The following is a 23,984-nucleotide window of genomic DNA, read 5'->3' on the forward strand; positions in this document are numbered from 1 at the left end:
AATTTAGTCGGTGCGCGTCCCCGTCTCGAGCCCGGTCAGGACACCGCGCAAGTACCAGGCCCCGCTCTCCACCCCTGTGGACGGGCTCCGTCCATCGGCGATGCCCGCGAAATCGCTGAGTAGTCGATCGGTGTATACGGTCACGGCCCTGACGCAGCTATCGCCGACGAGCGATACGTTCTCGCGAGCGAGAGTACGCATCTTCGCGATCCGTTCGCGAACGTCGTCGAGGTAGTGCGCGACGTCGCCGTCACGAATGTGGTGCAAGTCGTGATCAATCTCGGCAAGATGTCCCCACAGAGCCCGGCACACCTGCTCGCGGTCAACGGCCCTGCTTTGCTCGACCGCCCTCGCCACGCCGCGTTTGCGGTCGTAGCGGGATTGGATCAGCAACATGATCCACGCCGTCGCAACGCCCCCAACCACGGTGCCAACGATCCCTATCCCAAGCGCCTCCCACACACTCGAATCCTCTCACCGAACCGAGCGCCGCGCCGAGCCGAATCCGGGCGAGACTTCGAGCGGGCGCTAGCGTGTCGTCACGGGCACACGCTCGAACCGGAGATCAAGAATGTAGGCGCGACCGCCGCGCCGCACACGATCTCTGGGGGCTGCCCGAATGGCACTCGATCTCGGCGAACTCGTCGCGTTTCTCGATCTCGACACGTCGAAGTGGGACGCCGCTGTAGAGCGCACGCCGTCGAAGTTCAGCGGCAAGGCTGCCGCGTTCGGCGCTGCGGGGCTCGTCGTCGGCGGCGTGCTCGCTGCGGCCATGACGAAGGGGCTCACCGACGCGATCGACTTCGAGGCGACGAACTCGAAGGTCGCCGCGCAACTCGGACTGACGGCTGACGAGAGCGCCCGGGTCGGCACGCTGGCAGGCAAGGTCTACGCGCAGAACTACGGCGAGTCCGTCGAGCAGGTGCAGCAGACGATCGGTGGCGTCGTCACGCAAATCAAGTGCATGGGCGACGCGAACGACTCGACCGTCGAGTCGATGACGGCAAAGGTGCTGAACTACGCGAGCGCGTTCGAGGTCGAGACGTCCGAAGCGATCGGCATGGTGCAGCAACTCATGTCGAGCGGGCTCGCGACGTCGGCGGATCACGCGATGGATCTCATGACGACCGCGATGCAGAAGGTGCCGGAAGCGCTGCGCGGCGACATGCGCGACGCGATCACCGAGTACGGGCCGCATCTCGCGGCGCTCGGCATGAGCGGCGAGGAGGCGTTCTCGCTGCTCGCATCCGGCGCCGACAAGGGTTCGATCGGTATCGACAAGGCGGGCGACGCGCTGAAAGAGTTCTCGATCCGCGCGACCGACATGTCGACGTCGAGCGTCGCTGCGTACGACGCGATCGGGCTCAACGCGGAGGACATGGCGGGGAAGGTTCTCGCCGGGGGAGACACCGCGAAGGGCGCGCTCGACGACATCGTGAAGGGGCTGCTCGCTGTCGAAGACCCTACCCAGCGCGCGAATGCCGCGATCGCCCTGTTCGGCACGCCGATCGAAGACTTGGGCGTCAACGGCATCCCGTCGTTCCTGTCGTCGCTGACGTCGCTCGGTGGCGGGTTCGAGGATGTGGCGGGCGCGACCGACTCGCTCGAAGTCGCGAACGACAACGTTGCGTCGCAGATGGAAGCCATGAACCGGCAGATCGGCGAGATGTTCCGCGGGCTCATGTCGACTCTGCTGCCCGCGCTTCAGGCCGTGTTCGGCTTTCTGGCCGCGAACCCCGGCGTCTTGCAGGCCGTGGCGATCGCGCTCGGCGTCCTCGCGACAGCCTTCATCGGCGTCTCGGTGGCGACGTGGGCGATGAACACGGCGCTGCTCGCGAACCCCATCACCTGGATCGTCGTCGGCATCATGGCTCTCGTCGGCGCGCTCATCTGGCTCGTCGCGAACTGGGATGAAGTGGTCGCCTGGATCACCGAGATTTGGGGCGGCTTCATGGGCTGGCTCGGCGACGTGCTCGACGGCTTCGTCGCCTGGTGGAACGTACTGTGGGCCGGCGTCGGGCAGTGGATCACCGGCGTGTGGAACGGCTTCATCGGCTGGATCACCGACACGTGGAACGGCTTCGTCGGCTGGCTCATGGACATCGGGAACTCGATCTCGACCTGGTGGAATGATCTGTGGACCGGCATCGGCAACTGGGTGCGGGACATCTGGCAGCAGTTCGTAGGGTGGGTCACCGGGATCGCGCTCGGCTTCGTCGTGTGGATCATGGCCCGGTTCAACGAAGTACGGAACTGGTGGAACGGCCTGTGGTCTGGCATCGGCGCGTTCTTCGAGTCGATCTGGAAGGGTGTCGTCGCGTGGGCGACGTCGACGATCTCGGGCTTCATCCGCGGGTGGCAGAGCACATGGAACGGGCTCACGTCATTCTTCAGCAGCCTGTGGTCTGGTATCGAGAACGGCGTGCGTAAGACGTGGGAGGGTGTGCTCGATTTCTTCGAGGGCATCCCCGACAAGGTCATGTCGTTCTTCGCCGGCATCGGCGACTGGCTCGTCGACTCGGGGAAGGCGCTGATCCAGGGCTTCCTGGACGGCATCTCGGCGATGATCGGCAGTATCGGCGACACGATCGGCGGCGTCATGGACTTCATCGGTGGGTTCTTCCCCAACTCGCCGGCCGAGCGTGGACAGTTCTCGGGTGCCGGGTGGACCCGGCTGCGCCACTCGGGCGCCGCGATCATGGACGAGTTCACGAAGGGCATGCAGGGGGCCGACCCGTTCGGCTCGACGTTCGACGCGCGGCTCGGCGACGCCGTGCGTTCGGGCTCCCTCGGTCTCGACGTCCGCGGCACCGCGGGCGCGGCCGTCGCGACCGGCAACGGCACGACGATCATCAACAACAAGACGATGCAGTACCACGCCGCCGAGAACCGCGCGCTGTCGTCTGAGGAAGAACTGTTCGCTGCGCTGGGCTCGCCGCGCTCGCCGTTTGCGAGCGCCGCATGATTGGCGAAGGGCTCGACCCGGTCGAGGTCGACGAGCACGCACCGCCGCTCGCCGACGATCAGGAATGGGTGATCCCGCACGGGCGCCCGAGCGAGCGGATGGTCGTGCAGCGCATCTCCGACGATGCCCCGCCGCTGGTCCGTGAAGGGCTCGCGCGTCGACGTGTGCAGGCGATCGACGGCGTGTGCGCGTGCGGTGGTCGGATGCTGTGGTCGGATGAGTCCGTCGAGAGCGGAACGCTACGTCGCGTGGTCGCGCAGCACTGGGACGACTGCCCCGCGGGCGACGCCGTGTTCATCCCGGCGATGCTTGCGTGGAAGCGCTGACGCTGCACGACATGTGTGCAAGCACGCGGAGAAATCGCAGATCAGCGCTGCAAGCGTCTTGAGTCCGTGTCAACGGCGCGAGCGGCAAAGCGGGCACGTCGGCGGGCGCCGCGGGGGAGATTGGCGCGGCGCCCGCGCTACGCCAGGCAGGGCGCGCTCGCAGCCCGTGACCGGTACGACGACAGCCTGAGCAACGATCTCTCGTCTACGGGGCGTACAGCGCCGCTGAGCGGGCAAACAATGTTTCGAGAGTTCGGCGGCAATAGCATGCAGGCATGACGACACCTGCCGAGATCGCCGCCGAGAGCGCGACGAGCGCGTTCGACTTCGCCGCACTGATCCCGCTCGGCGCCGTCCTCAGCCTGATCGGCGTGCTCATCGCCGCAGCGTGGGCCGCGCGCTCGGCAATGATCGTCCGACTGCTCGACTCGCAGCGTGCCGCGGCGGATCGCTTCGCCACGTACCAACAAGACGCCGTCGCAGCGATCAACGAACTCGGCCTGTCAATGGCGCGCTACATCGAGCAGGCGCAGGATGCCGTGAAGCGTGGGGCTGCCGACGCGATCAAGGCAGCCCCGGAACCGGCGCCCGACCAGATCAGGTTCGACGTGAGTCTCGATCCCGAGTGGCAGGCGCGCGTCACGCGTGCAACCGATGCATGGCGGCTCATCCTCGCGCGAGGGCACGCGTTCGCTGGCAACGGCGTGCACGACGTCCTGACTGCGGTCGACGAGCAGCGAGCGGTCGTCGTCGGGCATCTGAACAAGCATCGTTTTGGCGAAGCGAAGACTGCGGCAGATCAGTTGCGCGAGTACGAGTCGCGCCAGGTCTATCGACGCCTTCAGGTCGTGGCGCTCGAACGCGAGATCGCGATGATGCGGCTCGTACAAACACGGCGCCTGCGCCGGGACATGAAGCGCGCTGAAGAGTTCGCAATCGAGCAACTGAAGCGCGGCGAGCAGATGATCGCGGACGCCGAGAGCGAGCACCGGAACGGCGTCACGCCGCAGGCCGGGGCGTAACAGCCCGGTCGATCAGTCGAGCGTCATCGCGCAGTGGTGCGGCTCGCCGTTCGCGCGTACCCAGTGAAGTTCAGCCGTGATCTGCGGAGGCGACGCCATGCTGCGCCACCAGTCGAGGCGGAACGACTGCCCGGGGCGCATGTTCTCGGTGTCGGGCATCGTCACGCTCAGGCGCTCGTTCGTGTGCTTGTCGTCGATCTTCACGCTGACGTCGGTCACCGGCTCATTGCCGCCGAGATGGAACTTCCACGCGCGACCGCTCCGCACGTACTCTGGCACCCGAGTCCACGGGTTCTTGTAGCGCTCGCGTTCGGCGCGTTCGAGGGCGTTTCGTTCTTCGATCGCGGACGCGATGCGCTCCGACGCGGCTGCCGCGCGTTCCTCATGCTGCTGTGCTTCGCTCGCCGACGAGCGGGCGTCGAGGCGAGAGCGTCGGGCTTCCCACGCTTGCCACCCTGCGATCAGCGCGGCGACGACGGCGACGACGGGTGCGATCCAGTCCATGCCGCGCACGATAGTCTGGGGCACAGACACTGTTCGCGTTAGGCGAGCGAAGTATCTATGTGGCAATCACCCGATTCAAAGGTCTACCTGACTAGACTCCCCATTGTGGCGAGGAAGAAGAAGATCAACCTCGGCGGCACGATGGTCGAAGGTACGGAGATTGGGTTCCGACCCTCTGGGGAGCACTGGAACGAGTACCTGCTCGATGACGGCACCGTCGTACGCATCAAACTCGTGCTGACGAGCGTCGTGCGCGTTGACGGCATGTATGACGCCGAAGGTGAACCCGTGTACTTCGCGAACAGCACCAACGTCATGGGCGTCTCGGCGCCCGAAGAACTCAGGAGACAGATTGATGCTGACGATCAGTAACGACTCGTTCGACATCAAGTCGATCCGAAGTGACGAAGCGTCTTCGTCGTCGAGCACGGCGTCGAAGCGCACGACGCAGTGGATTCGCATCCAAGAGAGCCAGCCGCGAGTGAGCGTCGAGACGATCGCGGGCATCCCTGAGCGTCTGCTGCACGACTATGCAGAAGCCGCAGTGCGGCACGCGCGCACCTACGAGATCGAGCCCGGCGAGTGGTTCTCAGAGATCGTCGGTTTCGAGGGTCTGTGGGCGGACGGCAGTAGCCGCGAAATGGCCGAGGCTGATCTGCTCTCAGCGATTCCTGGGTGGGTCGAGTTGCGCCTCAGCGCGGGTGGGGACGTGCCCGGGATTGACGGGTTCGATCTGAACTTCCGCCTGGCAGGGTGAGCCCCCTACCGGCTCAGACGACCCGGAAAGAGTTGATCGCTCGACTTCGGGCGATGGGCTTCGACGGGCCGAATGCCGGGACGGGCAAGCATCCCGAGTTTATGCAGCGTGGCGCTCAGACCGTGCGGCTGCCGAACAAGCACAGCAAGAAGAGCGACATCGGTCGCACCCTGCTCTCCAACATTCTTCGGAACGCTGGCATCACGACGAGCGAGTGGGATCAGGCGGGCTGAGCCGGGCAACCGCTCGCATCCGCTGCACCCGGTCGAGTTAGTCGAGATGCGGCCACGAATCGATCGCGCCCGTCGTGCAATCAACCGCGATCCACGCGCCGCCCGCCTTGACGAGCCCGCGGCTCTCGCCGTCGACCACGCGCCGCGGCGTCACAAGGGAACGCGCCGTCATCCTCCCCGCCGTCACGAGCGAACGGCCCGCCGAACTGCTCGGCGGCGATCCGCAGCGCGGCGTCGAACGTGAGCATCATGTGTCCTCTCGGGAGCATTCCGGGGCGGCAACGGTAGGGCGGGCAACGCCCCTGTTGTGTGTGCAGATGTGTGTGCACACTGCCGACTACTGCCTGTCACGGGTTGTCATGGGGGAGGGCATCGGCGCCGGGGAGAGCCAACTCTCGACTACTCCCCGGCACGCGATGTCACCACGTGTCACGGCGGGGCGCTCTCTGGGGGTCAAGGGGTCGCAGGTTCAAATCCTGTCATCCCGACGGTTGAAAGCCCTGGTAGATCAGATGATCTGCCGGGGCTTCGTCGTTGGCGCTAACGGGGGTTATCGGGGGTTACCGGCCAGAAAGAGTGGATGGCTCGGGCGTGTCAGCCGCGTCCTGCCCATCCTGTTCTGTGCCAGAGGCCTTCGGCGGGGTCGGGGCCGGTGCCGTGCCCAGTGGAGCACGACGTATGCACCTTCCGGCGCCCGGATGAAGCTCGACCCGAATCGATCCCGACACTCAGCGCGTGTCGGCTGCGGCGCCGCGATTCGCGCGCACGGCGAACACCGCGAGAGCAATCCGCATGCGTCCGAAGGTGTCGCCGACGGAGTATCCGAGGAGGGATTCGACGTGGGCCTGTCGGGCCTGGACCGTGGAGTGGTGCAGGCCCAGCATCGTGGCGGCCTGCCGCGTGCTGTCCGAGGTCCCGAGCGCTTCCAACGTGTCGAGTTGTGTCGGGTCTGCAGCAAGCCCGCGGACGATGTCGAGGTCGTGGCTGGTGTATCCGTTGTCGATGGCTTTGACGAGAGGCGCGAGCAGAGCGGTCTCCTGCCATGTGAGCCGGGGGTGGAGTCGTGTCGTCACCCGCCAGGCCATGAACGCTTGCTCCCAGGACTTCTCTATGTGGGTCGCGCGGGTCTCTGATCCGATCCCGATGCGTCCGCCCGGTTCCACGCCCGCAGCGGTGGCGACGTGGGCGGTGACCCGGCCGTACGGGCTGTCGATTTCCGCATGATGCATGCCAGGAAGTGGAGACGCGTCGCCATCGGCGACGATGACGCGGACCGTTGTGTCCGGTGTGAGATTCAGCCGTTTCAGTGCCTTTCGTCTCGCGTCGGTGGTCGCGCCGGGGGTGAGGAGCAGCTCGACGGCTGCGGTCTCATCGAGCGTGGACGGGCTGATGCGGTCGAGGGTGAGGCGGATGCCGACGGCCAGGCGTTCGAGCATCATCGCGTCCAACAACTGTGGACCGTTCGGTCGTTCGAGCCAGACGGCCCCGCCCGAACCGTCTCCGACCTCGGAGGAGGGCCAACTCGCCAGGGGCGGCGTGAAGGGCCCATGGGAGATATGCCCAGACGGGTCGACTTCGATCGCAAGCTGGTGAAGAGGGTGGACGAACCGCGCGGGGACGCCTGCGAGCACGGCTGCGCCCCGCACGAACGCGTCGATCCCTGCTCCGCGCGTGAGGAGGGTGTCGAAGTAGGTGACGACTTTCAGGGCTTCCGAGACGTCTTGGTCGAGGGCCCCGAGTTTTTGAGCGAGTTCCCTCATGGTGTCAGAGTAGACGCTCCGAGTGACGTGCGACTGGTGATGCCGAGTGTCCTATCCATCCAGTTGTGACGCGAGTTGAGCGCGCCCTGAGCGACAGAGGTGTGTCGGTGGATGTCGAAGCCGTGGAACGCGCCGGCCCACACATGCAGCTCCGCATGGACTCCGGCCGCCCAGAGGCGTGAGGCGAAGGCGACGCACTCGTCTCGAAAGACCTCGGCGGAGCCGGCTTCGATGAAGGTCGGGGGCAGACCGCTGAGATCCTCCGCACGTGCCGGGAGGAGATGGTCGCTCTCATCCTGCGCGCGGTCGAGGATCGCCCGCCACGCCATCTCGTTCTCGACGGCATTCCACAGGCCGGACGGGTATTGACGGCTGGAAACGCTGTCGTTGCGGTCGTCCAGCATCGGCGCGAGGAGAAGTTGTCCGCGCACCTCGGGACCGCCTCGGTCGCGAGCCATCATCGTGACGGACGCGGCGAGCCCGCCGCCGCCGCTGGATCCGGCGATGAGCGCGATCGACGGCCCCCACCCGAATTCCTGGAGGTGAGACCCCAGCCAGACCAGGGCGCTGTAACAGTCTTCTTGCGGGGTCGGGTAGGGGTGTTCGGGCGCGAGCCTGTATTCGAGCGTTGCGACGATCGCGTTGTACTTCTCGATCCACCCGGCGAAGAGTTCGTGACCGCTCCACCTCGTGCCAAGAATCATGGCGCCGCCGTGGATGTAGAAGATGACGGGGCTCGACGCGGCCGGATGCGGCCCGTGCACGATCGACATCTCCAGGGGGACACCGTCGGCCGCGGTGACAACGACGTCTCTGGTGATCATCCCGGCCTCACGCAGCTCGCTGCACGCCGCGAGAGCCGCGGCCCGATCGTTCTCGCGGATGGCGGGGATGTCCGCAGCGGTGATGGACGAGATGCTGGGGACAGTCAACGCCAGCGCCGCCTCCAACTCCGGGTCATACGGTGGCACGGCCCCCGACGGGCTATGCGGAAGTCTCACGGTCTCCTCCTCCCACCGTCACGAGAGCACTGTATCTGGGGCGGGTGCAGGTACCGGGGCCGTGTTCAGCACACGCGCGATGGCGGCGAGCCGGTTGTTGGCGATCTGGGAACTGATTCGCGCAGTCGGTGCGATGTGCTCGGCCGCGTGGAAGACGCCGGGATAAACGTGCAGTTCGGTCGCCACCCCCTCAACACGAAGCCGCGCCGCGAAGGAGGTGACCTCGTCGACGAAGATGTCGTGGTCACCGACATCGAGAAATGTCGGAGGCAGGCCCGACAACGTGGCCGCGTGTGTCGGCGAGGCATACCCGGTGGGCTCCTGGTCCCCGAGGTACCACCGCCATCCCTCCTCGTTGGCTTCCCCTGTCCATAGGGGGAAGGGCACGTCCAGCCGTGTCGAGGGACTGCTGTTCGTGCTGTCTAGCATCGGGTAGTACGCGAGGAGGAACGCCGGCTGCGGACCGCCGCCGTCGCGGACCCGCAGTGCGGTCGCAACAGCGAGCCCGCCGCCAGCACTGCCTCCCACGATCGCCAGGCGGCTGGGGTCGGCACCGAGTTGTGCGGCGTTCGCGACCAGCCAGTCCCACGCAGCGGTGGTGTCGTCGACCGCCGCGGGGTAGCGGTGCTCAGGCGCTAGGCGGTAGTCGACCGAAACGACCACCATACCGGTGCTGCGGACCAGGTCCACCGCTTGCGGGTGCTCGGAGTCGAGGCTCCCCGCCCACATTCCACCACCGTGGATGAGTAGCGCGCCGGGTGCATCGGAGACCTCATGGAGTGGGCGGTACACGCGCACGCGAACCGCATCTCCGGCATTGGTTTCGCTCCACCGCACGGGGTGGAGATCATGGACGCCGTTCGCGGCGATCACAGGAGGCTGGGCAAGCTGTCGCCGAGCCGGCGCCTCCAGATCTGACCATGCGGTGGGGAACAGGACGCTCAACTGAGCGAGCCCGTCGCGGAGCTCAGGGTCGAGAGTGTCGCAGAAAGCCATTGTGGCCGATTCTCCTTCAGAGGTTGTTCTGGCTCAGGGCGGAGCGGAGCGCACGGACGATGGATGTGCCTCGCTCGTCGCCCCCGCCACGGATCAAGTTGGTGACGTAACCGAATCCGACGCGGTGTTCCGGGTCGGCGAAAGCCACCTGTCCGCCGGCGCCGTCATGTCCGAACGAGCGGTCGGTGAGGAACTCGCGCACCTCGGACGTGCGCATGAATCCTGCCCCCCAGCGAGGGAACGGACCCGCTCCTCCCCACACGGGCTGACCTTCGCTGCGCACCGCGCTCATCTCCGACGTGACGTCATCGTCGAGCAACCGGACCCCATCAGTACTCACGACTGTCGCGGACCACAGTGATGCCAGCGCCCGGGCCGTTCCGACGCCGCCGGCGCCAGGGATCTGGGCAGCCTGCACCCGAGGGTCATCGAATCCGACTCGATCTCCCACCAACTGTGCAGGGAATGCTCCGCCCAGGGTCATGGTCCGCTCCATCCAGCGCATGTCCTCGGCGGTGACCGTCGGGTCAGCCGGAACGGGAAGGGGGTGCGGGTCGGGAACGAGCCTCGCTACCCGGGAACGTGCCTGTTCAGGGACTCCGATCCAGAAATCCGCCCCGAGCGGCTCCCGAACGAGCTGACGAAGGTACGCGTCGACGGAAAGGCCGGTAACCCGGCGCACCAACTCGCCCGCGAGCCATCCAAACGTGAGGGCGTGGTAACCCCACTGCGTTCCCGGCTCCCACAGCGGCTCCGCCTCTGCGAGGAGCGCGCTCATCCGTTCCCCGTCCAGGGCCGTGTCCAGATCGATGTCTTGGCGGAGAGCGGCGAGGCCGCCACGATGCGCGAGAAGGTCGCGGACGGTGATGTCGGACTTCCCCGCCTGAGCGAACTCCGGCCAGTAGTCGGCGACGCGCCCGTCCAGCGCGATACGACCTTCCTGGATGAGCCGTGCCACGAGGAGCGACACGACACCCTTCGTGCAGGAGAACACCACTGTCGCGGTGTCCCTGTCCCACGATTGCTCGCCTCCCGTGTCGGCGGAACCGCCCCATACGTCGACAACAGGGGCGCCGTCGACACGGATGGCGAGGGCACCGCCACCGGGCCGTCCGACGGTCGAGTCCGCGAAGGCCTCCACCACGGGGATGAACCGGGGAGTGGCCTTCCCGTGCACCCCGGCAATGTCGACGTCTACGAGAGCTGACTCGGTCACGCTCATCCTTTCACCGCTCCCTGCAGGAGCGCGGCTGTGAACTGTTTCTGGAAGATCGCGAACACGAGGATCGTGGGCAGCATGATCAGCAAGGCACCTGCGGAGAGGAGCACGATGTCCGTCCCGTACTGGCCTTGAAACGCTCCCAGTGCTCCGGCGACGGTGCGCTCGAGCGGATCCTCGACCATCACCAGCGCGATGATGAACTGATTCCAGGTCCAGAGGCTGAACAGCACCGTCAGGGCTGACAGGGCGGGCCGTGCGAGGGGCAGATGGATCCGCCACAGAGCCTGCCACCCGCTGGCTCCATCCACGTTCGCTGCCTCGGTGATGTCCTTCGGCACGCCGATGAAATGTGCACGCATCCACACCACACCGAACGGCATGTAGAGGCCGATCAGCGGGAGTGCGATCGCCAGGCGGGTGTTCAGCAGACCCCAGTCGCGCATCTGGAAGTACAGCGGCGAGATCAGTCCTTCGAACGGAAGCGTCAGGCCGGCGACGAGGAGCACCAGCACCACACCGCCGAGCGGCGCACGCAGCACCGCAATGCCATAGGCGGCGAGGGTGGCGAGTGCGATCGACAATGGCACCACCATCAGAACCAGCAGAAGGCTCGACCACATCAGCTGCGGCAACTGGGCGATGCGGAACGCGTCGATGAAGTTACCGAAGTTGGCGAAGTCCGGCAGGGAGAACCCCGTGGGCGTCGAACCCTGCGGCTGGAGTGCTGCGCTGAACATGCCCACGAAGGGGGCGAGGGTGAAGAGGACGAGCAGCAGCAGAACCGCTCGCCCGACCCACAGTTCGATACGTGAGCTGATCATGAACGCTCCCTGGTCAGGCGCTGCAGCAGAAGGACAAGGGTGAGGACGAGTCCCATGAGCACGACGCCCATCGCGGACGCGGCGCCCACGCGCGACTGGGTGAACGCGAGTTGGAAGATCTCGACACCCGGAACCATCGTGGAGCGCCCCGGGCCGCCTCCGGTCATCACGTAGATGACGTCGAAGCTTGCTAGCGCCGCGATCATCGTGATGGTGATGCACACCGCCAGCTCGGGCCGCAGTCCCGGCAGAGTGACACTGAAGAATTCCCGCACCGGGCCGGCCCCGTCCACACGCGCCGCGTCGTACAGGCTGGGATCGATCTTGCCGATCCCCGCGCTGAGAAGCATCGCGCACAGCCCCGTCAGCACCCACGTGCCGACAAAACCGACCGCGACGAGCGCCCAGTCGAAATCGGCCAACCACGCCCGGGTGATGCTCCCGAGGCCGACCGTGGCGAGGAGCTGATTCAGCATCCCGTCACGCGAATAGATCCACGTCCACGCGATACCTGCGCCGACGAGAGGAATCACCTGGGGGAGGAACAGAATCGTCCGAGCGGCGCCGGCGAGGCGTGAGGAGAGTTTGTGGGTGAGGACGGCAGCCAGCAGCCCGAGCGCGATCGACAACACCGTGTAGAAGAAGATCAGCTTGAAAGCGTTCGCCAGAGTGCCCAGCCGTGCCGGGTTGGTGAACACGTCGATGTAGTTGTCGAAACCGACGAATGCCGCCGTCGTGACCCCGTTCCAGTCGTAGAACGAGTACTGCACCGACTTGCCGAACGGCACCAGCACGAACACGACGTAGAAGCCGAGCGCCGGTAGAAGGTATATCCACCCGGTCCAGCGGACGAGGGAGAACCTCTTGCGCCGACGGGCCGTGGCGGAGGCGGGACGAGCCTCCGCCACGGTCGATCCGGTCGGGGCGGAGGTCATCGACCCAGCTCGGTCGTGTAAGCCTCCTGCACCGACGTGGCGAACTCCTCCGGAGTCATCCGGTCGGTGACCAGCAGCTGCAGGTTCGGGATGAAGGCCGACGCCATGATGCCCGCCGTCGCGTTCGCGACGAAGTCGACCGACCCGTTCTCGCTAGCAGCCTGAGCGGACGCCGCGAGCGTCTGAGCCTGCAGCTCGGACGTCGCCTCCGGCTGCGGCAGGTCGGCCGGGCCGCCGGGGTTCTGACCCGTCGCCTCCACGACCAGCTGACGGGCCGTCTCGTCGGTGTGTACCCAGTTCAGGAAGTACGCCGTCGCGTCCGCGTGCGCGGCCGTCTTCGGGATCACAAAGGTTGCCGGGGCCTGCATGGCGTAGTGCGTCGAGGTGGTGCTGGGGTACAGGAAGAATCCGACGTCGTCGCCCATCTTGCTTGCCAGGCTGGTGGACTCCCAGTCGCCGTTGAAGACGAACAGTGACTCGCCGTTCACGAACCTGGCCATCCCCGTCGTGTAGTCGAGTGCGTTCACGTCGTCGGGAAAGTACCCCTTGTCAGCCCAGTCCTGGATCTCGGCGGCCGCGCTGACTGCTGCATCCGTGTCGTAGGTCGCGTCCGGCTGCTGATAGAGCCACGAGGTGAGCTCATCCGTCTGGCCGAACTCGTTCATCTGCACCGCCTGCAGTGGGAACGCGACCCCGCCAGCCTGACCCCACGCACTGATCGGCGTGATCCCCGCCGCCTTCGCGAGGGCCAGGTCCTTCTTGAACTCCTCCGGCGTGGTGGGCGCGCTCGTGATACCGGCCTGTTCGGCCAGCTTCTTGTTGTAGTAGACACCCGTCACGGAGTAGCCGACACCCAACGAGTACAGATCTCCGCTGCCGCGGTTGCCATCGGCGTCGACCTTCACCTGGTTCAGAAGACCTTCCGGCCACTCATCCCAGCCGTACGCCTCCGCATACGGCTGCAGGTTGGTGAGGATGCCGTTCTTCGCCGCGGCCTGAACCGTCGGGAAACGCACCAGATCGGGGGCACCGGGCGACGCGATGATCTTCATCGCGTTCTGCATCAGGTTGGTGAAATCGTCTGACTGCACCGAGAACGTCACGTTCGGATGCTGTTTGGTGAACTCGTCCATCAGCGGCTGCATCTGTCCGACGAAGTTCGACTCCAGATAGAAGCTCAGGGTGATGTCTTCGCTGGTGAGCTCCGTGCTCACCGCTGCGGACGTCGGCGTCGAGGTGCCCGACGAGGACCCGGGAGGCGCGCATGCCGCCAACGAGACCACGGCCGAAGTGGCGACCGCTGCCATGAGAACTCGGGCCGAGCGGCGCCGAATCAGATTCCGAGAGTCCATTCTCTCCTCCAACATCCTTGGTGTGAGTGCAGCCCACTCTCCATGGGCACCCGCCAATCTTGCGGCCAGGATGCGCGCCACTCAACCGCCAAAGCGCTCAGGGATGACGCGCACAACCGCCAAATGGCGGACGAGTCCGAGTCATCCGGCGAGAGAGCGCACGACGTCCATGAGCACCCGCCACCGGGGGTCACCGCCCGGGCCGATGTTCTTCATGCGAAGGGTCGTGTAAGCGAATCCCACGCCCAAGTCGGGGTCAGCGAGCCCCAACCGTCCACCTGCACCCGTGTGTCCGAAGCTCATGGCCGTCAGCCCGGGCATGCTCGAGGTGGGCAGCTGGTAACCGAAACCGAAAGCAAGGTCCGGACCCGCCGTACCGGACTCGGCCGGCCGCGGCAGGCCGACCGTCAGGTCACGGGTGAGTGCCTTGCGCGTGGAGTGCGACATCAGCCGAATCCCATCCACCGGCCCGACGGTCGCGGCGTACATCCTCGCGAGAGAATGCGCGTCAGTCACCACACCGACCCCGGGCATGGACGCCGCGTAGTACCGTCTGGCCATGTCCGGATCGTCGAAGTCCGGCTCGAATGGCGGCGCCTCCGCGAGAGCACGCTGCCGCCACAGCGCGAACTCCGACGCCGGCTCGCTGGATGGTGCGGTCTCCACCTCCCAGGACCCCGGCCGCACATGACCGAACTCACTCATCGGCAGTCCCAGCCACATCCGAAGGCCGAGCGGCTGCACGATCTCCTCCGCGAGGGCTCGCGAGATGTCCGTTCCGATCGCCCGACGAACGAACTCGTCCAAGATCGCGCCGGCCGTGGCAGGGTGGTAGGCAACCACGCTCCCTGGTTCCCACAGCGGACGCTGAGCGGCCAGCACCTCCATGAGCTTCGGACTCGTGAAGTACTCGATGCCTTCGAGTCCGGAACCAGGAGCCGGATAGGGAATCCCCGCGCGATGGGAGGCAACCATTGCCAGCGTCGTTCCCTCCTTGCCGTTCTGCCCGTAGTCCGGCCAGTGATCAGCGACCAGCTCGTCCGCGTCCACCAGTCCACGCTCTATCAGGCGTGCCAGGGTCGTGGCAGTCACGCCCTTACTGCACGAGGCAACGCGCACCAGCGCGGACGGCTCCACTGCGCGGCCCTGGACACCGCCGGCGCAGATGTCCGCGACGAGCACTCCATCGTGATACACGCTCACCCACGACGCGTCGCCCGCGTCACCCGTCACCACCTCGTCGAGTGCGTCTGCCAGAGAACCCCACCCTTCGGCCACGCGACCCCGCACGCCCATCCGGCTTCCTTCCGTAGCATCACTGACGACCTGCGTGCGATCCTAGGTCACCACCCCAATCGTCGGTGACGACATCGGTCCGCGCCCGCCCACACATCGGCCTAGGGTTGCCCGCCACAGTCGCAGCGACCCCCGGCCGCACGCCCGCATTGGGATCCCTCCTCGTCGGGATGCCACCGGGAGGACGGATGCCACAGCCGGTCGGCCCCACAAGGCCGCCGTCGGATGCGGCGCAGCTGTTCAAGGTGCTCGGCAACGAGTCGAGGCTCTGGCTGCTGCGACTCATCGGTGACGAGCCGCGGACAGTAGGGGTGCTGGCGGAGGTGACGGAAATGTCACAGCCTCTGGTCTCTCAGCATCTGCGTTCGTTGCGGCAGGCGGGCCTGGCCGTAGCGACACGCAGCGGCAAGGAGGTCACGTACGAGCTGGCTGACGTGCATGTGTCGCACGTCATCGCCGACGCGCTTGCTCACGTTCAAGAGCCCGCCGTGGCCAGTGTGGCTGCGCATTCATTAGAGAAGGAACAGGGAACATGACCATCACCGACATCCATGCTGAGCACAGCCTCGCGGAGCACACGCATGGCGCCGACTGCGGTCACGAGGCCGTCGAGCACGGCGATCACGTCGACTACGTGCATGACGGACACAAGCACGCTGCTCACGCCGATCATTACGACGAGCACTGATCGTCGCTGGTCCGCGATGGGGGCGCTCCGCTTCGGCGGGGCGCCCCATCGCGTCACGTCGGCTCAGTCAGCCCGATCGGTGGCAATCTGCCAGTCGGGGAACGGGTCGGCGAACCCCATCCACGCGGTCGGCCCCGTGGTCAACTCCTCGTCGGTCAGTGCGGCGCCGTCAAGGGCGGCCGTCAGCCGGTCGGCGTCTACTCTCAGTCCGATGAACGCGAGGTCCTGCCCGACCGCGAGCAGTTCCTCGCCATCCGCCAGCCTGTCGTCGGCTGCGAGCGGATTCAGGGAGAACATCTGTCCGACGTGATCCCATTGTGCGGTGATATGTGGGCGGGTCGCGAGTCGGCAGAATCCGGCCGAGCGCACGAGGACACCGAACTCTCCGTCTTCGATCCGATCGAGCACCGCCATGAGCCTTCCCGGGTGCAGCGGGCGGACCTGCTCGTAACGGAACGCGCTGACGCGGCCGTCGATCATGTGCGGGGCGAAGTTCCCGTTGAGCACGCTCGCCCAGCCGGGCCGGGACTGCTCCGACGTGTAGCGGCCTGCCGCATGGACCGGCTCCATAGCCTGCCGATTCAGCCTTAGCCGGGCGAACGGGCTGAGGTGACTGACCAACGCCATGATCGTCGCAAGCTCCACCGGCCCCAGCATCTCCCAGCCCACGAAGACGATCGCGGAGGCATATTCGATCTGCGTGACGGTCAGCAGGGCACGCGCCGTGACCGGCGCGGTGGTCTCGCTGTCCGTGTGCCGCAGAGGCACGTAGCCGTCGCGGTGCAGGTCGTCGAGCACGTGGGTGGCGTCGACCACGCAAACCAGGCCGGTGAGTCGCGCGCGCTCCTCTGGGGCGGCGAATGCCCCGATCAGCTCGGTCGTCACCACCTCTTCCGGCAACTCCACCACGACCCCTGCCGTCGAGTCGGACCACGACGCGAGTGCGACAGCCTGCTGCCCCGGGTCCGCGGACCCGGACAGGCGGGACGCGGGGAAGAACGTCTTGTTCGTCACCTGTGCCAGTCGCTGTGCATAGCGCCGTCGCTCTGGCCCGCACGCTCCGACGACCGCTACCACGTCCACTGCGTCTCCCATGATTTCCTCGCTCTCCTCCCGTGAAGTATCATCGCTAATGATAATCATTCTCACTAAGGAGAAGTCATGAAGGTACGTGCCTCACTCAAGTCGCTCAAGAATCAGCCCGGCGCCCAGGTCGTGCGCCGCCGTGGGCGGATCTACGTCATCAACAAGCTCAATCCGCGTTTCAAGGGCCGCCAGGGCTGAGCCGCGCCGTCCGCACCCGCGGGCCCGCGGCGACGGGTCCGTGATCTGAGGCGGAGCCGCCCGCGCCATTGCACGAGATTCTCAATCAATTCGGTGGCAGACACCGAGAAGGCAGAGTGACATGGTTTCCTCGCGAAAAACCCTCGACGCGCTCGTCGTTGGTGCCGGTCCGGCAGGGATAGGCACGGCGCTGGCGCTGTCGGCGATCGACGACCTCGTGCTCGGCGTGGTCGACCGCGGCGAGGTCGGGCAGACGTTCCTCGATTGGCCGGACGGGCAGACGTTCCTCACCCCGTCGTTCACCGGCAATGGGTTCGGCGCGACGGATCTGAACGCGGTGCATCCCCGCACTTCGCCGGCGTTCAGCCTTGGCGTGGACTATCCCACCGGACCGCAGTTCGCGAAGTACCTGCGCAGTGTCGTCAAGCATTTCCGCGTACCGGTCCTGTCGGACACCGACGTGACCGCGGTAGAGCCGACCGGCGACGGCTTCGAGGTGGAGACATCGCGAGGGTCGGTGCGGGCACAGGCCGTGGTGTGGGCAGGCGGTGAGTTCTCCGACCGCCCCGACGCGCGCGTCGCAGGCATCAGCCTCGCCGATCACTCCGCGACCGCAGAGGCGTGGCAGGACCGGCATGGCCGGGTCATCGTGATCGGCGGATACGAGTCCGGCATCGACATCGCCTGCCATCATGTCGAGCGCGGTGCGCTCGTCACCGTCGTCGACCGTGAGAGTCCGTGGGACGCGGGCGCCGGCTCAGACCCCTCGTTCCGACTTGCGCCGCGCTCCCGGATGCGGCTGAACGCCGCGCACGCGACGGGCCGGCTCACTCTGACGGGCGCGCACGCCAGCAGTATCAAACGCGACGACGCCGAATGGATCGTCAGCGTGGACGACGGCACGAAGATTCGCGCCGACTCGCGCCCGATCGCCGCTACCGGCTTCGGCCCCGGCCTCGGGCCCGTCGCGAGCCTGTTCGCGCGTCGGCCGGACGGCTGGCCAGAGCTCGACCAAGACGACCAGTCCACGATCGCCCCTGGCCTCTTCTTGTCTGGGCCCGCGATCCGTCATGGCGGGCTGAAGTTCTGCTTCGTCTACAAATTCCGGCAGCGCTTTGCGCATGTCGCCCGCGTCATCGGTGAAGCGCAGGGCAAGGACTGCGGCGCACTGGAGGAATGGCGGACCGCGGGGATGCTCACCGACGACCTCTCCTGCTGCGGGGTCGAGTGCGCATGCTGAGCACCGCGGCCCGGCCTGGCGCGATCGTGGGACTGTTCATCGCCGCGATCGTCGTGGGGAGCGGGGCCGGCGCGTTCCTTCCCGGCATGAGCGACGTTCTCGGACGGCTCGTGGACCCGGCGATCCTTACGCTGGTCGTCCTGCTCGTGTTCACACTTCGGCTGGACTCGCTCGCAACGATGAAGCGAGCGCCACGGACGCTGCTGCTGGCGCTCGCACTCAACTTCGCCCTCGTGCCGGTGCTCGCGTTCGTGCTGACCTCGCTGCTGCTGCCATCCGACGCGCTGCGTCTGGGGGTGCTGATCTACTGTCTGTCCCCCTGCACGGACTGGTTCCTCGGCTTCACCCGTATCGCCGGCGGCGACACCGCCACCGGCGCGGCGCTCATCCCCATCCAGATGGCCGCCCAGCTGCTGCTCTACCCGATCTGGTTGGCGCTGTTCACCGGCCAACACGTCGCCCCCGCAGTCGGTGCGATCTTCCCGACGCTGGCCATGTGGTTCGCGCTGCCGACCGGGATCGCGATCGGCCTGCGTCTGCTGCTGCGCCGAGCTTTTCCCCCGCGCCTCCGGGAGACCATCGTGAACGTGGCCGATCGGGGAGTGCCCCTGGTGATCGCCGTGGTGATCGTCGGCCTGTTCGCCGGGAACGTCGGCGCGATCCAGGCCGACATCGCCGCTTTCGGGTCGGTATTGCTGGTCGTCTCTCTGTTCTTCGCCGTCGTCTACGCCCTCGGTGAAGGGATCTCCCGTGTCTTCCGGCTCGACCAGGCCACCCACGTGCTGCTGACCATGACGACCTCGGCCCGAAATGCTCCGCTCATGCTCGCTGTCACAGCCGTCGCACTGCCCGGCCAGCCCGTCGTCTACGCCGCGATCATCCTCGGCATGCTCATCGAGTTCCCGCACCTGACAGCGCTGACCCACCTGGTGCGCCGCCGGCCACCGCAGCCTCAACCGGTGGCGCTCCTTGTCGATTCGGCATAGCGAAGTCGACGAGCCGGGCCGCTGATCGCGCCGCGTGATTCATGCCGCGAAGGGGGGAATACTTTCCCAGGCAACTAGGTTGACACTTCTCGAACACGCCGCACCCGGACGGGTGCCGAACCCTCGAGGAGCTCCCATGGCCGAGCGCACCCGCGCTGCCTTCGTCACCGGCGGTGCCTCCGGCATCGGCGCCAGCATCGTTCGTCAGCTCGCCGATCACGGTTTCGCCGTCGCCATCGCCGATGTCGACGGCGCCGCAGGTGAGGCGCTCGCCGCCGAGGTGGCAGACTCCGCGTTCGTGGAGCTGGACGTCACCGACGGCGTCGCTGTCGTCGCGGCCGTCGCGTCCGTGACCGAAAGCCTCGGCCCCATCGATGTGCTCGTCAACTCCGCAGGATTTGACGTGCTCGGACCTTTCGTCGACTCGGACGAGGCCTCGTGGCGACGCCTGATCGACGTGAACCTCCTGGGCACCATCCGCACGACCCAGCAGGTGCTTCCCGGCATGCTCGCCCGCGGTCGCGGTCGGATCATCAACATCTCCTCTGAGGCGGGTCGCATCGGCGCCGCCGGGCAGGCCGTGTACGGCGCCACCAAGGGCGGGATCATCGCGTTCGGGAAGTCGGTGGCGCAGGAGGTCGCCGCCGACGGCGTGACGGTGAACACCGTCTGCCCGGGACTGACGGCCACGCCGCCCGTGCGCGCGCTGCTCGACAGCGGCGATCCCCTCGTCCATGATCTCGTCGGCATGATCCCGGCCCGACGCGTCGGTCAGCCCGACGACATCGCGCAGGCCGTCGGCTTCCTCGCCTCCGACGGTGCGGCCTATATCACCGGCCAGACGCTGTCGGTCAGCGGAGGCATTTCCATGGTGTGACGTCGGCAGCACACGCCGAACCGGATCACCACCTCCCACACCGTGCAAGAAGAAAGAAGGACACCACCCATGCGCATCACCATCCTCGGCGGCACCGGCTACGCCGGATCGCACCTCGTCGCCGAAGCCGTCGCCCGCGGACACTCGGTCACGTCGTTCAGCCGCTCGCTTCCCGAGGCGCCCGTCGAGGGCGTCGACTATCAGACCGGGTCGCTCGACGATCCCGCCGTGCGTGCCCGCGCCGTCGCCGGCGCCGACACGATCGTCTCGGCGCTCTCGCCCGATGGCCTGGCCGGCAGCTACGCCGACCTCGTGCGCGCCTTAGCGGTGGACGCCGCGGCATCCCACACCCCGCTCGTCGTCGTCGGCGGTTTCAGCTCGTTGCGCGCCGGGGAAGGCGGACCGCGGCTCTTCGAGAGCATGGACCTCCCGGCGGAGTGGATCGACGGCGTGCGCGCGATGGTGCACGTGATCGACGCGCTCGAGGCGGATGCGCCGGCCGGCAACTGGCTCTTCGTCAGCCCCGGAGCGCGGTTCGGCTCCTTCGCGCCGGGGGAGCGGACGGGCCGCTACCGCGTGGGTGGCAACCTCGCCCCCGCGAACGCCGCGGAGACGGGTATCGGAGGAGCGGATTTCGCCGTTGGCGTGCTCGACCACGTAGAGGACGGTGCCCGTCGTGGCCACATCTCCATCTACTCGTGACCTCACGCGGATGAGTGAACCGGCCGCCCTCGGTGCAGCCGAGTCGCGCGCGTGGGTCGCCCTCATTCGCGCGGCCACCCTCCTTCCCGGTGCGCTCGATGGGCCTCTGCAGGCGTCGGTCGGCCTGATCCACTACGAGTTCGCGATGCTGAAGAACCTGGAGGCGGCGCCGGGGAGCGCGATGCGGGTCGGCGAGCTCGCGGCGGCCGGCAGTTCCACGCTGCCGAGGACATCCAAGGCTGTCAGCCGCCTGGAGGCCCGGGGGCTCGTGGAACGGGCCGCGTGCCCCGGCGACGGGCGCGCCATCACCGTCCGCCTCACGGACGGGGGACGCAGCGCCATCGCTGCGGCATCCCCGGCGCACCTCGCACAGGTGCGCAGCCTCGTCCTCGACCGGCTGAGCCCCGCTCAGCTGGAACACCTCGCAGATGCCCTCGAGCCCGTCGTCGAGGCTCTCGCGTCGCGCCCGCCCTTCGACTGACTTCTGCTCCGGCGATCCGGCCTTCCACTACCCGCTCCACACACGAACAGGACACTCATGACCACTACGACCGACACCCTCTCCGCCAACAAGGAGCTCGTCGCCTACGTCTTCGACCAGCTCTTCAGCCATGCCAATGCCGCCGTCATCGACACCCACTTCAGCCCCGACTATGTGCAGCACAGTCCCGCTGCCGGCGACGGGCTCGCGGGCCTCCACGGTTTCATCGCGTTCGCGAAAACGACCTTCCCCGACAGCCGCGCGACGGTGCATCACCTGTTCGCGGAGGGTGACCTGGTCGTCGTCCACAGCAACATCGTCGCGGTGCCCCAGACGCCGGGATTCGCGGCGATCGATATCTTCCGTGTCGTCGACGGCGTCATCGTCGAGCACTGGGATGCCTCCAGCGAAGCGCCCGAGGAGACGCTGAGCGGGAACGACCTCTACTCGACGCTGAGCCTGCCCGTCGATGCGGCGCCCGATCCCGCAGCGGATGCGGAGGTCAGCCGTGACGTCGCGGTGCGCCTGGTGCGCGCGCTCGGCGTGGATCACGACGCGAGCGCCGTCGACGATCTCGTGGCCGCAGACGTCGTCCAGCACGATGCCGCCATCGGTGCGGGGCTCGAGGGGCTGCGGGACGCGGCGAAGGCACCAGGGCGTCACGACGTCGAGATCACGCGCGTGATCGCTGAAGGCGACTACGTGGCGGTGCACGGCCACTGGCACTTCGCCGACGACGACGGTGTGGCCGTCATCACCATCCTGCGGGTGCGTGAGGGCAAGGTCGTCGAGCAGTGGGCTGCGCGCCAGCCGGTGCCGGCCGCCTCGGCCAACGACAACGGCATGTTCTGACCGCATTGGCATCCACTTTCCCCGACGTCCAGAGGAGGACACAACTCATGACAACTCATATCGGCATCATCATCGGCAGTACGCGCGTCGGTCGCATCGGCGACCAGGTCGCGCGCTGGGTGCATGAGGTCGCATCGGCCCGCACCGACGCCCGATTCGAGATCGTCGATCTCGCCGACTACCCGCTTCCGTTCCTGCACGCGCCCGGTTCCGAAGGCTCTGCGGCGGAAATCCAACGGTGGTCCGACAAGATCGACACGTTCGACGGTTTCATCTTCGTCACCGCCGAGTACAACCACGGCCTTCCGGCGGCGCTGAAGAACGCGCTCGACACGCTGAACGCGCCGTGGAACGACAAGGCTGCGGGCATCGTCTCGTACGGCGGCGTCGGTGGCGCGCGTGCGGCCGAGCATCTTCGTCTCGTGCTGGGGGAGCTGCAGGTCGCGGATGTGCGCACGCAGGTCCCTCTCGCGCTGGCCACCGAGTTCGACTACTCCGGCGGCGCTCCGGTCTTCGCGCCCGGCGAGTACAACGTCCAGGCGCTCAACGCGCAGCTCGACCAGGTGGTGGCCTGGAGTCGTGCGCTGGCAACGGTGCGCGCAGACCGCGCGGCTGCGGCGGCCTGACCATGACCATCGCGCTGTGGATCATCAACGGTCTCCTGGCACTGGCGTTCCTCGGGGCGGGCGTCATGAAGCTGGCACGGTCCCGCGAGGCGCTCTCGGCGAGCGGCATGGCCTGGGTCGAGGACTTCTCCGAGGGAACGGTGAAGCTCTTCGGGGCGCTGCAGGTGCTGGCGGCGATCGGACTCATCCTGCCGTGGTCGATCGGCGTCGTGCCCGTTCTCACACCGCTCGCGGCGGTGGGGCTGGCGATCATGATGATCGGCGCCGTTGGCGTCCACATCCGGCGCCGCGAACCGTTCGTTCCCCCGCTCGTCCTCGCCGCGCTGTCGGGGGCGAGCGCTGTCATCGGCTTTCTGGTCGTGCTCTGACGTCGCGGGTGCGCATCGCGTCGTGAAGGCGGTGCGCACCCGTGATGGTCCGAGGTGAGCGAGACTGATCCCATGAGCGACACACGATCCCTGCGCGAGAGGTTGCGCGAGCAGACGAGCCGCCAGATCCACACCGCTGTCCGCGAGCTCAGCGCCGAGATCGGATTCGATCGCGTGACGGTGGATCTCATCAGCACACGTGCGGGGATTTCACCTCGCACGTTTTTCAACTACTTCCCCTCCAAAGAGTCGGCGTTGCTGGACAGCCCGCCCGTCCAGTTGCGCGGCGAGCACGCGATCCGCTTCGCAGAGGGCCCTGTTAGCGGTCCCTCCGACGTCCTCGTCGAGCTCACCCGCACCCTGCTGGATCAGCTCGCGGAAGAACCACCCGACCGCGCCGGCGCTCGAACGATCTTCCAGATCGCGACCGAACATCCAACCGTCTTCGCAGCGTTGGTCGCTCAGCTCGATACCGTGCGCCTCGAACTCTCGAGGGCCGTGGCACAACGACTGGGCTCTGATGCCGATCCCCAGCTTCCCGACCTCGTCGCGTCCGTGGCGATGGCATCCGTGCGCTCGGGACTCGAGGCATGGGTTGCCGGAGAGGGCGACTCGCCGGTGCCCTATGTCCGCCACGCCGTCGAGCTCATGCAGACGCTCACTTCGCCGCGCTGACCGGGGTCGTCCGGC

The 23,984-nt window shown here is 67.0% G+C and carries 30 protein-coding genes; 18 read left to right on the forward strand and 12 right to left on the reverse strand.

What is annotated here, in order from left to right; translation table 11 throughout:
- Positions 1-3: 3 nt before the first annotated feature.
- Positions 4-462, reverse strand: a complete 459-nt coding sequence (locus QM591_RS04785; protein WP_415130139.1) for a hypothetical protein — start codon at positions 460-462, stop codon at positions 4-6.
- A 157-nt stretch (positions 463-619) separates the two neighbouring features.
- Here QM591_RS04785 and QM591_RS04790 point away from each other — a divergent pair, with 157 nt between their 5' ends.
- From QM591_RS04790 to QM591_RS04800, 3 genes are all read left to right on the forward strand, one after another.
- Positions 620-2,965 carry a phage tail tape measure protein gene (locus tag QM591_RS04790; protein ID WP_415130140.1) on the forward strand — a complete coding sequence of 782 codons (2,346 nt, stop codon included), beginning with the start codon at positions 620-622 and terminating at the stop codon, positions 2,963-2,965.
- The gene (locus QM591_RS04795; protein WP_415130141.1) at positions 2,962-3,291 is read left to right on the forward strand and encodes a hypothetical protein; all 330 of its coding nucleotides are present in this window, start codon (positions 2,962-2,964) and stop codon (positions 3,289-3,291) included. Before QM591_RS04790 ends, QM591_RS04795 begins: the two co-directional genes overlap by 4 nt.
- 275 nt (positions 3,292-3,566) lie before the next feature.
- Positions 3,567-4,313, forward strand: coding sequence for a hypothetical protein (locus QM591_RS04800; RefSeq protein WP_415130142.1), 747 nt, complete (start codon positions 3,567-3,569; stop codon positions 4,311-4,313).
- Between the two features lie 12 nt (positions 4,314-4,325).
- Here the strand turns inward: QM591_RS04800 and QM591_RS04805 are convergent, their stop codons facing one another.
- Entirely contained in the window at positions 4,326-4,817 is a 492-nt protein-coding gene (locus tag QM591_RS04805) for a hypothetical protein (protein ID WP_415130144.1), read from the reverse strand.
- Between the two features lie 105 nt (positions 4,818-4,922).
- Between QM591_RS04805 and QM591_RS04810 the strand changes: the two genes are divergently transcribed.
- From QM591_RS04810 to QM591_RS04820, 3 genes are read left to right on the forward strand one after another with little or no spacing between them, the layout of a single operon-like run.
- Complete coding sequence (locus QM591_RS04810) at positions 4,923-5,189, forward strand: hypothetical protein (protein ID WP_415130146.1); 267 nt, start codon at positions 4,923-4,925, stop codon at positions 5,187-5,189.
- Positions 5,173-5,574, forward strand: coding sequence for a hypothetical protein (locus QM591_RS04815; RefSeq protein ID WP_415130223.1), 402 nt, complete (start codon positions 5,173-5,175; stop codon positions 5,572-5,574). The genes QM591_RS04810 and QM591_RS04815 overlap by 17 nt, the downstream gene beginning before the upstream one ends.
- A gap of 53 nt (positions 5,575-5,627) precedes the next feature.
- The gene (locus QM591_RS04820) at positions 5,628-5,807 is read left to right on the forward strand and encodes a hypothetical protein (RefSeq protein WP_415130148.1); all 180 of its coding nucleotides are present in this window, start codon (positions 5,628-5,630) and stop codon (positions 5,805-5,807) included.
- 80 nt (positions 5,808-5,887) lie between these two features.
- Here the strand turns inward: QM591_RS04820 and QM591_RS04825 are convergent, their stop codons facing one another.
- The 9 genes from QM591_RS04825 to QM591_RS04865 form a co-directional block, all read right to left on the reverse strand.
- A complete protein-coding gene (locus QM591_RS04825; RefSeq protein ID WP_415130150.1) occupies positions 5,888-6,055 on the reverse strand; it encodes a hypothetical protein in 168 nt (55 codons plus the stop codon).
- Positions 6,056-6,535: 480 nt separating this feature from the next.
- Entirely contained in the window at positions 6,536-7,567 is a 1,032-nt protein-coding gene (locus QM591_RS04830) for a helix-turn-helix domain-containing protein (protein WP_415130152.1), read from the reverse strand.
- Positions 7,564-8,568 carry an alpha/beta hydrolase gene (locus QM591_RS04835; protein WP_415130154.1) on the reverse strand — a complete coding sequence of 335 codons (1,005 nt, stop codon included), beginning with the start codon at positions 8,566-8,568 and terminating at the stop codon, positions 7,564-7,566. The genes QM591_RS04830 and QM591_RS04835 overlap by 4 nt, the downstream gene beginning before the upstream one ends.
- Before the next feature lie 18 nt (positions 8,569-8,586).
- On the reverse strand, positions 8,587-9,564 hold the full coding sequence (locus tag QM591_RS04840; protein WP_415130156.1) for an alpha/beta hydrolase: 978 nt from the start codon (positions 9,562-9,564) through the stop codon (positions 8,587-8,589).
- 16 nt (positions 9,565-9,580) lie between these two features.
- Positions 9,581-10,780 (reverse strand): serine hydrolase domain-containing protein, encoded by a 1,200-nt coding sequence (locus QM591_RS04845; RefSeq protein ID WP_415130158.1) that lies wholly within the window; start codon positions 10,778-10,780, stop codon positions 9,581-9,583.
- Between the two features lie 2 nt (positions 10,781-10,782).
- Entirely contained in the window at positions 10,783-11,607 is an 825-nt protein-coding gene (locus tag QM591_RS04850; protein WP_415130160.1) for a carbohydrate ABC transporter permease, read from the reverse strand.
- Positions 11,604-12,542 (reverse strand): carbohydrate ABC transporter permease, encoded by a 939-nt coding sequence (locus tag QM591_RS04855; protein ID WP_415130162.1) that lies wholly within the window; start codon positions 12,540-12,542, stop codon positions 11,604-11,606. Before QM591_RS04855 ends, QM591_RS04850 begins: the two co-directional genes overlap by 4 nt.
- Positions 12,539-13,894, reverse strand: coding sequence for an ABC transporter substrate-binding protein (locus tag QM591_RS04860; RefSeq protein WP_415130164.1), 1,356 nt, complete (start codon positions 13,892-13,894; stop codon positions 12,539-12,541). Before QM591_RS04860 ends, QM591_RS04855 begins: the two co-directional genes overlap by 4 nt.
- A gap of 141 nt (positions 13,895-14,035) precedes the next feature.
- Entirely contained in the window at positions 14,036-15,190 is a 1,155-nt protein-coding gene (locus QM591_RS04865) for a serine hydrolase domain-containing protein (RefSeq protein WP_415130166.1), read from the reverse strand.
- 188 nt (positions 15,191-15,378) lie between these two features.
- Between QM591_RS04865 and QM591_RS04870 the strand changes: the two genes are divergently transcribed.
- Positions 15,379-15,726, forward strand: coding sequence for an ArsR/SmtB family transcription factor (locus QM591_RS04870; RefSeq protein WP_415130168.1), 348 nt, complete (start codon positions 15,379-15,381; stop codon positions 15,724-15,726).
- Positions 15,723-15,878: a zinc transporter permease gene (locus QM591_RS04875; protein ID WP_415130170.1), complete on the forward strand. Its 156-nt coding sequence runs from the start codon at positions 15,723-15,725 to the stop codon at positions 15,876-15,878. The genes QM591_RS04870 and QM591_RS04875 overlap by 4 nt, the downstream gene beginning before the upstream one ends.
- Positions 15,879-15,941: 63 nt before the next feature.
- On the opposite strand, the gene QM591_RS04880 is transcribed toward QM591_RS04875, so the two are convergent.
- On the reverse strand, positions 15,942-16,973 hold the full coding sequence (locus tag QM591_RS04880) for a GTP-binding protein (protein ID WP_415130172.1): 1,032 nt from the start codon (positions 16,971-16,973) through the stop codon (positions 15,942-15,944).
- A 66-nt stretch (positions 16,974-17,039) separates the two neighbouring features.
- Here QM591_RS04880 and ykgO point away from each other — a divergent pair, with 66 nt between their 5' ends.
- The 10 genes from ykgO (at position 17,040) to QM591_RS04930 (ending at position 23,969) form a co-directional block, all read left to right on the forward strand.
- Entirely contained in the window at positions 17,040-17,162 is a 123-nt protein-coding gene (ykgO, locus tag QM591_RS04885; protein ID WP_129173931.1) for a type B 50S ribosomal protein L36, read from the forward strand.
- Between the two features lie 121 nt (positions 17,163-17,283).
- Positions 17,284-18,402, forward strand: a complete 1,119-nt coding sequence (locus QM591_RS04890; RefSeq protein ID WP_415130175.1) for an NAD(P)/FAD-dependent oxidoreductase — start codon at positions 17,284-17,286, stop codon at positions 18,400-18,402.
- Positions 18,396-19,388, forward strand: coding sequence for an arsenic resistance protein (locus QM591_RS04895; protein ID WP_415130177.1), 993 nt, complete (start codon positions 18,396-18,398; stop codon positions 19,386-19,388). Before QM591_RS04890 ends, QM591_RS04895 begins: the two co-directional genes overlap by 7 nt.
- 136 nt (positions 19,389-19,524) lie before the next feature.
- Entirely contained in the window at positions 19,525-20,265 is a 741-nt protein-coding gene (locus QM591_RS04900) for an SDR family NAD(P)-dependent oxidoreductase (RefSeq protein ID WP_415130179.1), read from the forward strand.
- Between the two features lie 69 nt (positions 20,266-20,334).
- Entirely contained in the window at positions 20,335-20,967 is a 633-nt protein-coding gene (locus QM591_RS04905; protein ID WP_415130181.1) for an NAD(P)-dependent oxidoreductase, read from the forward strand.
- A 10-nt stretch (positions 20,968-20,977) separates the two neighbouring features.
- Positions 20,978-21,448 (forward strand): MarR family winged helix-turn-helix transcriptional regulator, encoded by a 471-nt coding sequence (locus tag QM591_RS04910; RefSeq protein WP_415130183.1) that lies wholly within the window; start codon positions 20,978-20,980, stop codon positions 21,446-21,448.
- A 57-nt stretch (positions 21,449-21,505) separates the two neighbouring features.
- Positions 21,506-22,300 (forward strand): nuclear transport factor 2 family protein, encoded by a 795-nt coding sequence (locus tag QM591_RS04915; protein ID WP_415130185.1) that lies wholly within the window; start codon positions 21,506-21,508, stop codon positions 22,298-22,300.
- A gap of 47 nt (positions 22,301-22,347) precedes the next feature.
- Entirely contained in the window at positions 22,348-22,926 is a 579-nt protein-coding gene (locus tag QM591_RS04920; protein ID WP_415130187.1) for an NADPH-dependent FMN reductase, read from the forward strand.
- Positions 22,927-22,928: 2 nt separating this feature from the next.
- The gene (locus tag QM591_RS04925) at positions 22,929-23,294 is read left to right on the forward strand and encodes a DoxX family protein (RefSeq protein WP_415130189.1); all 366 of its coding nucleotides are present in this window, start codon (positions 22,929-22,931) and stop codon (positions 23,292-23,294) included.
- A gap of 72 nt (positions 23,295-23,366) precedes the next feature.
- A complete protein-coding gene (locus QM591_RS04930) occupies positions 23,367-23,969 on the forward strand; it encodes a TetR family transcriptional regulator (protein WP_415130191.1) in 603 nt (200 codons plus the stop codon).
- Positions 23,970-23,984 lie beyond the last annotated feature (15 nt).

The organism is Microbacterium sp. (genome assembly GCF_047607225.1).
In the GTDB taxonomy this organism is placed as follows: domain Bacteria; phylum Actinomycetota; class Actinomycetes; order Actinomycetales; family Microbacteriaceae; genus Microbacterium.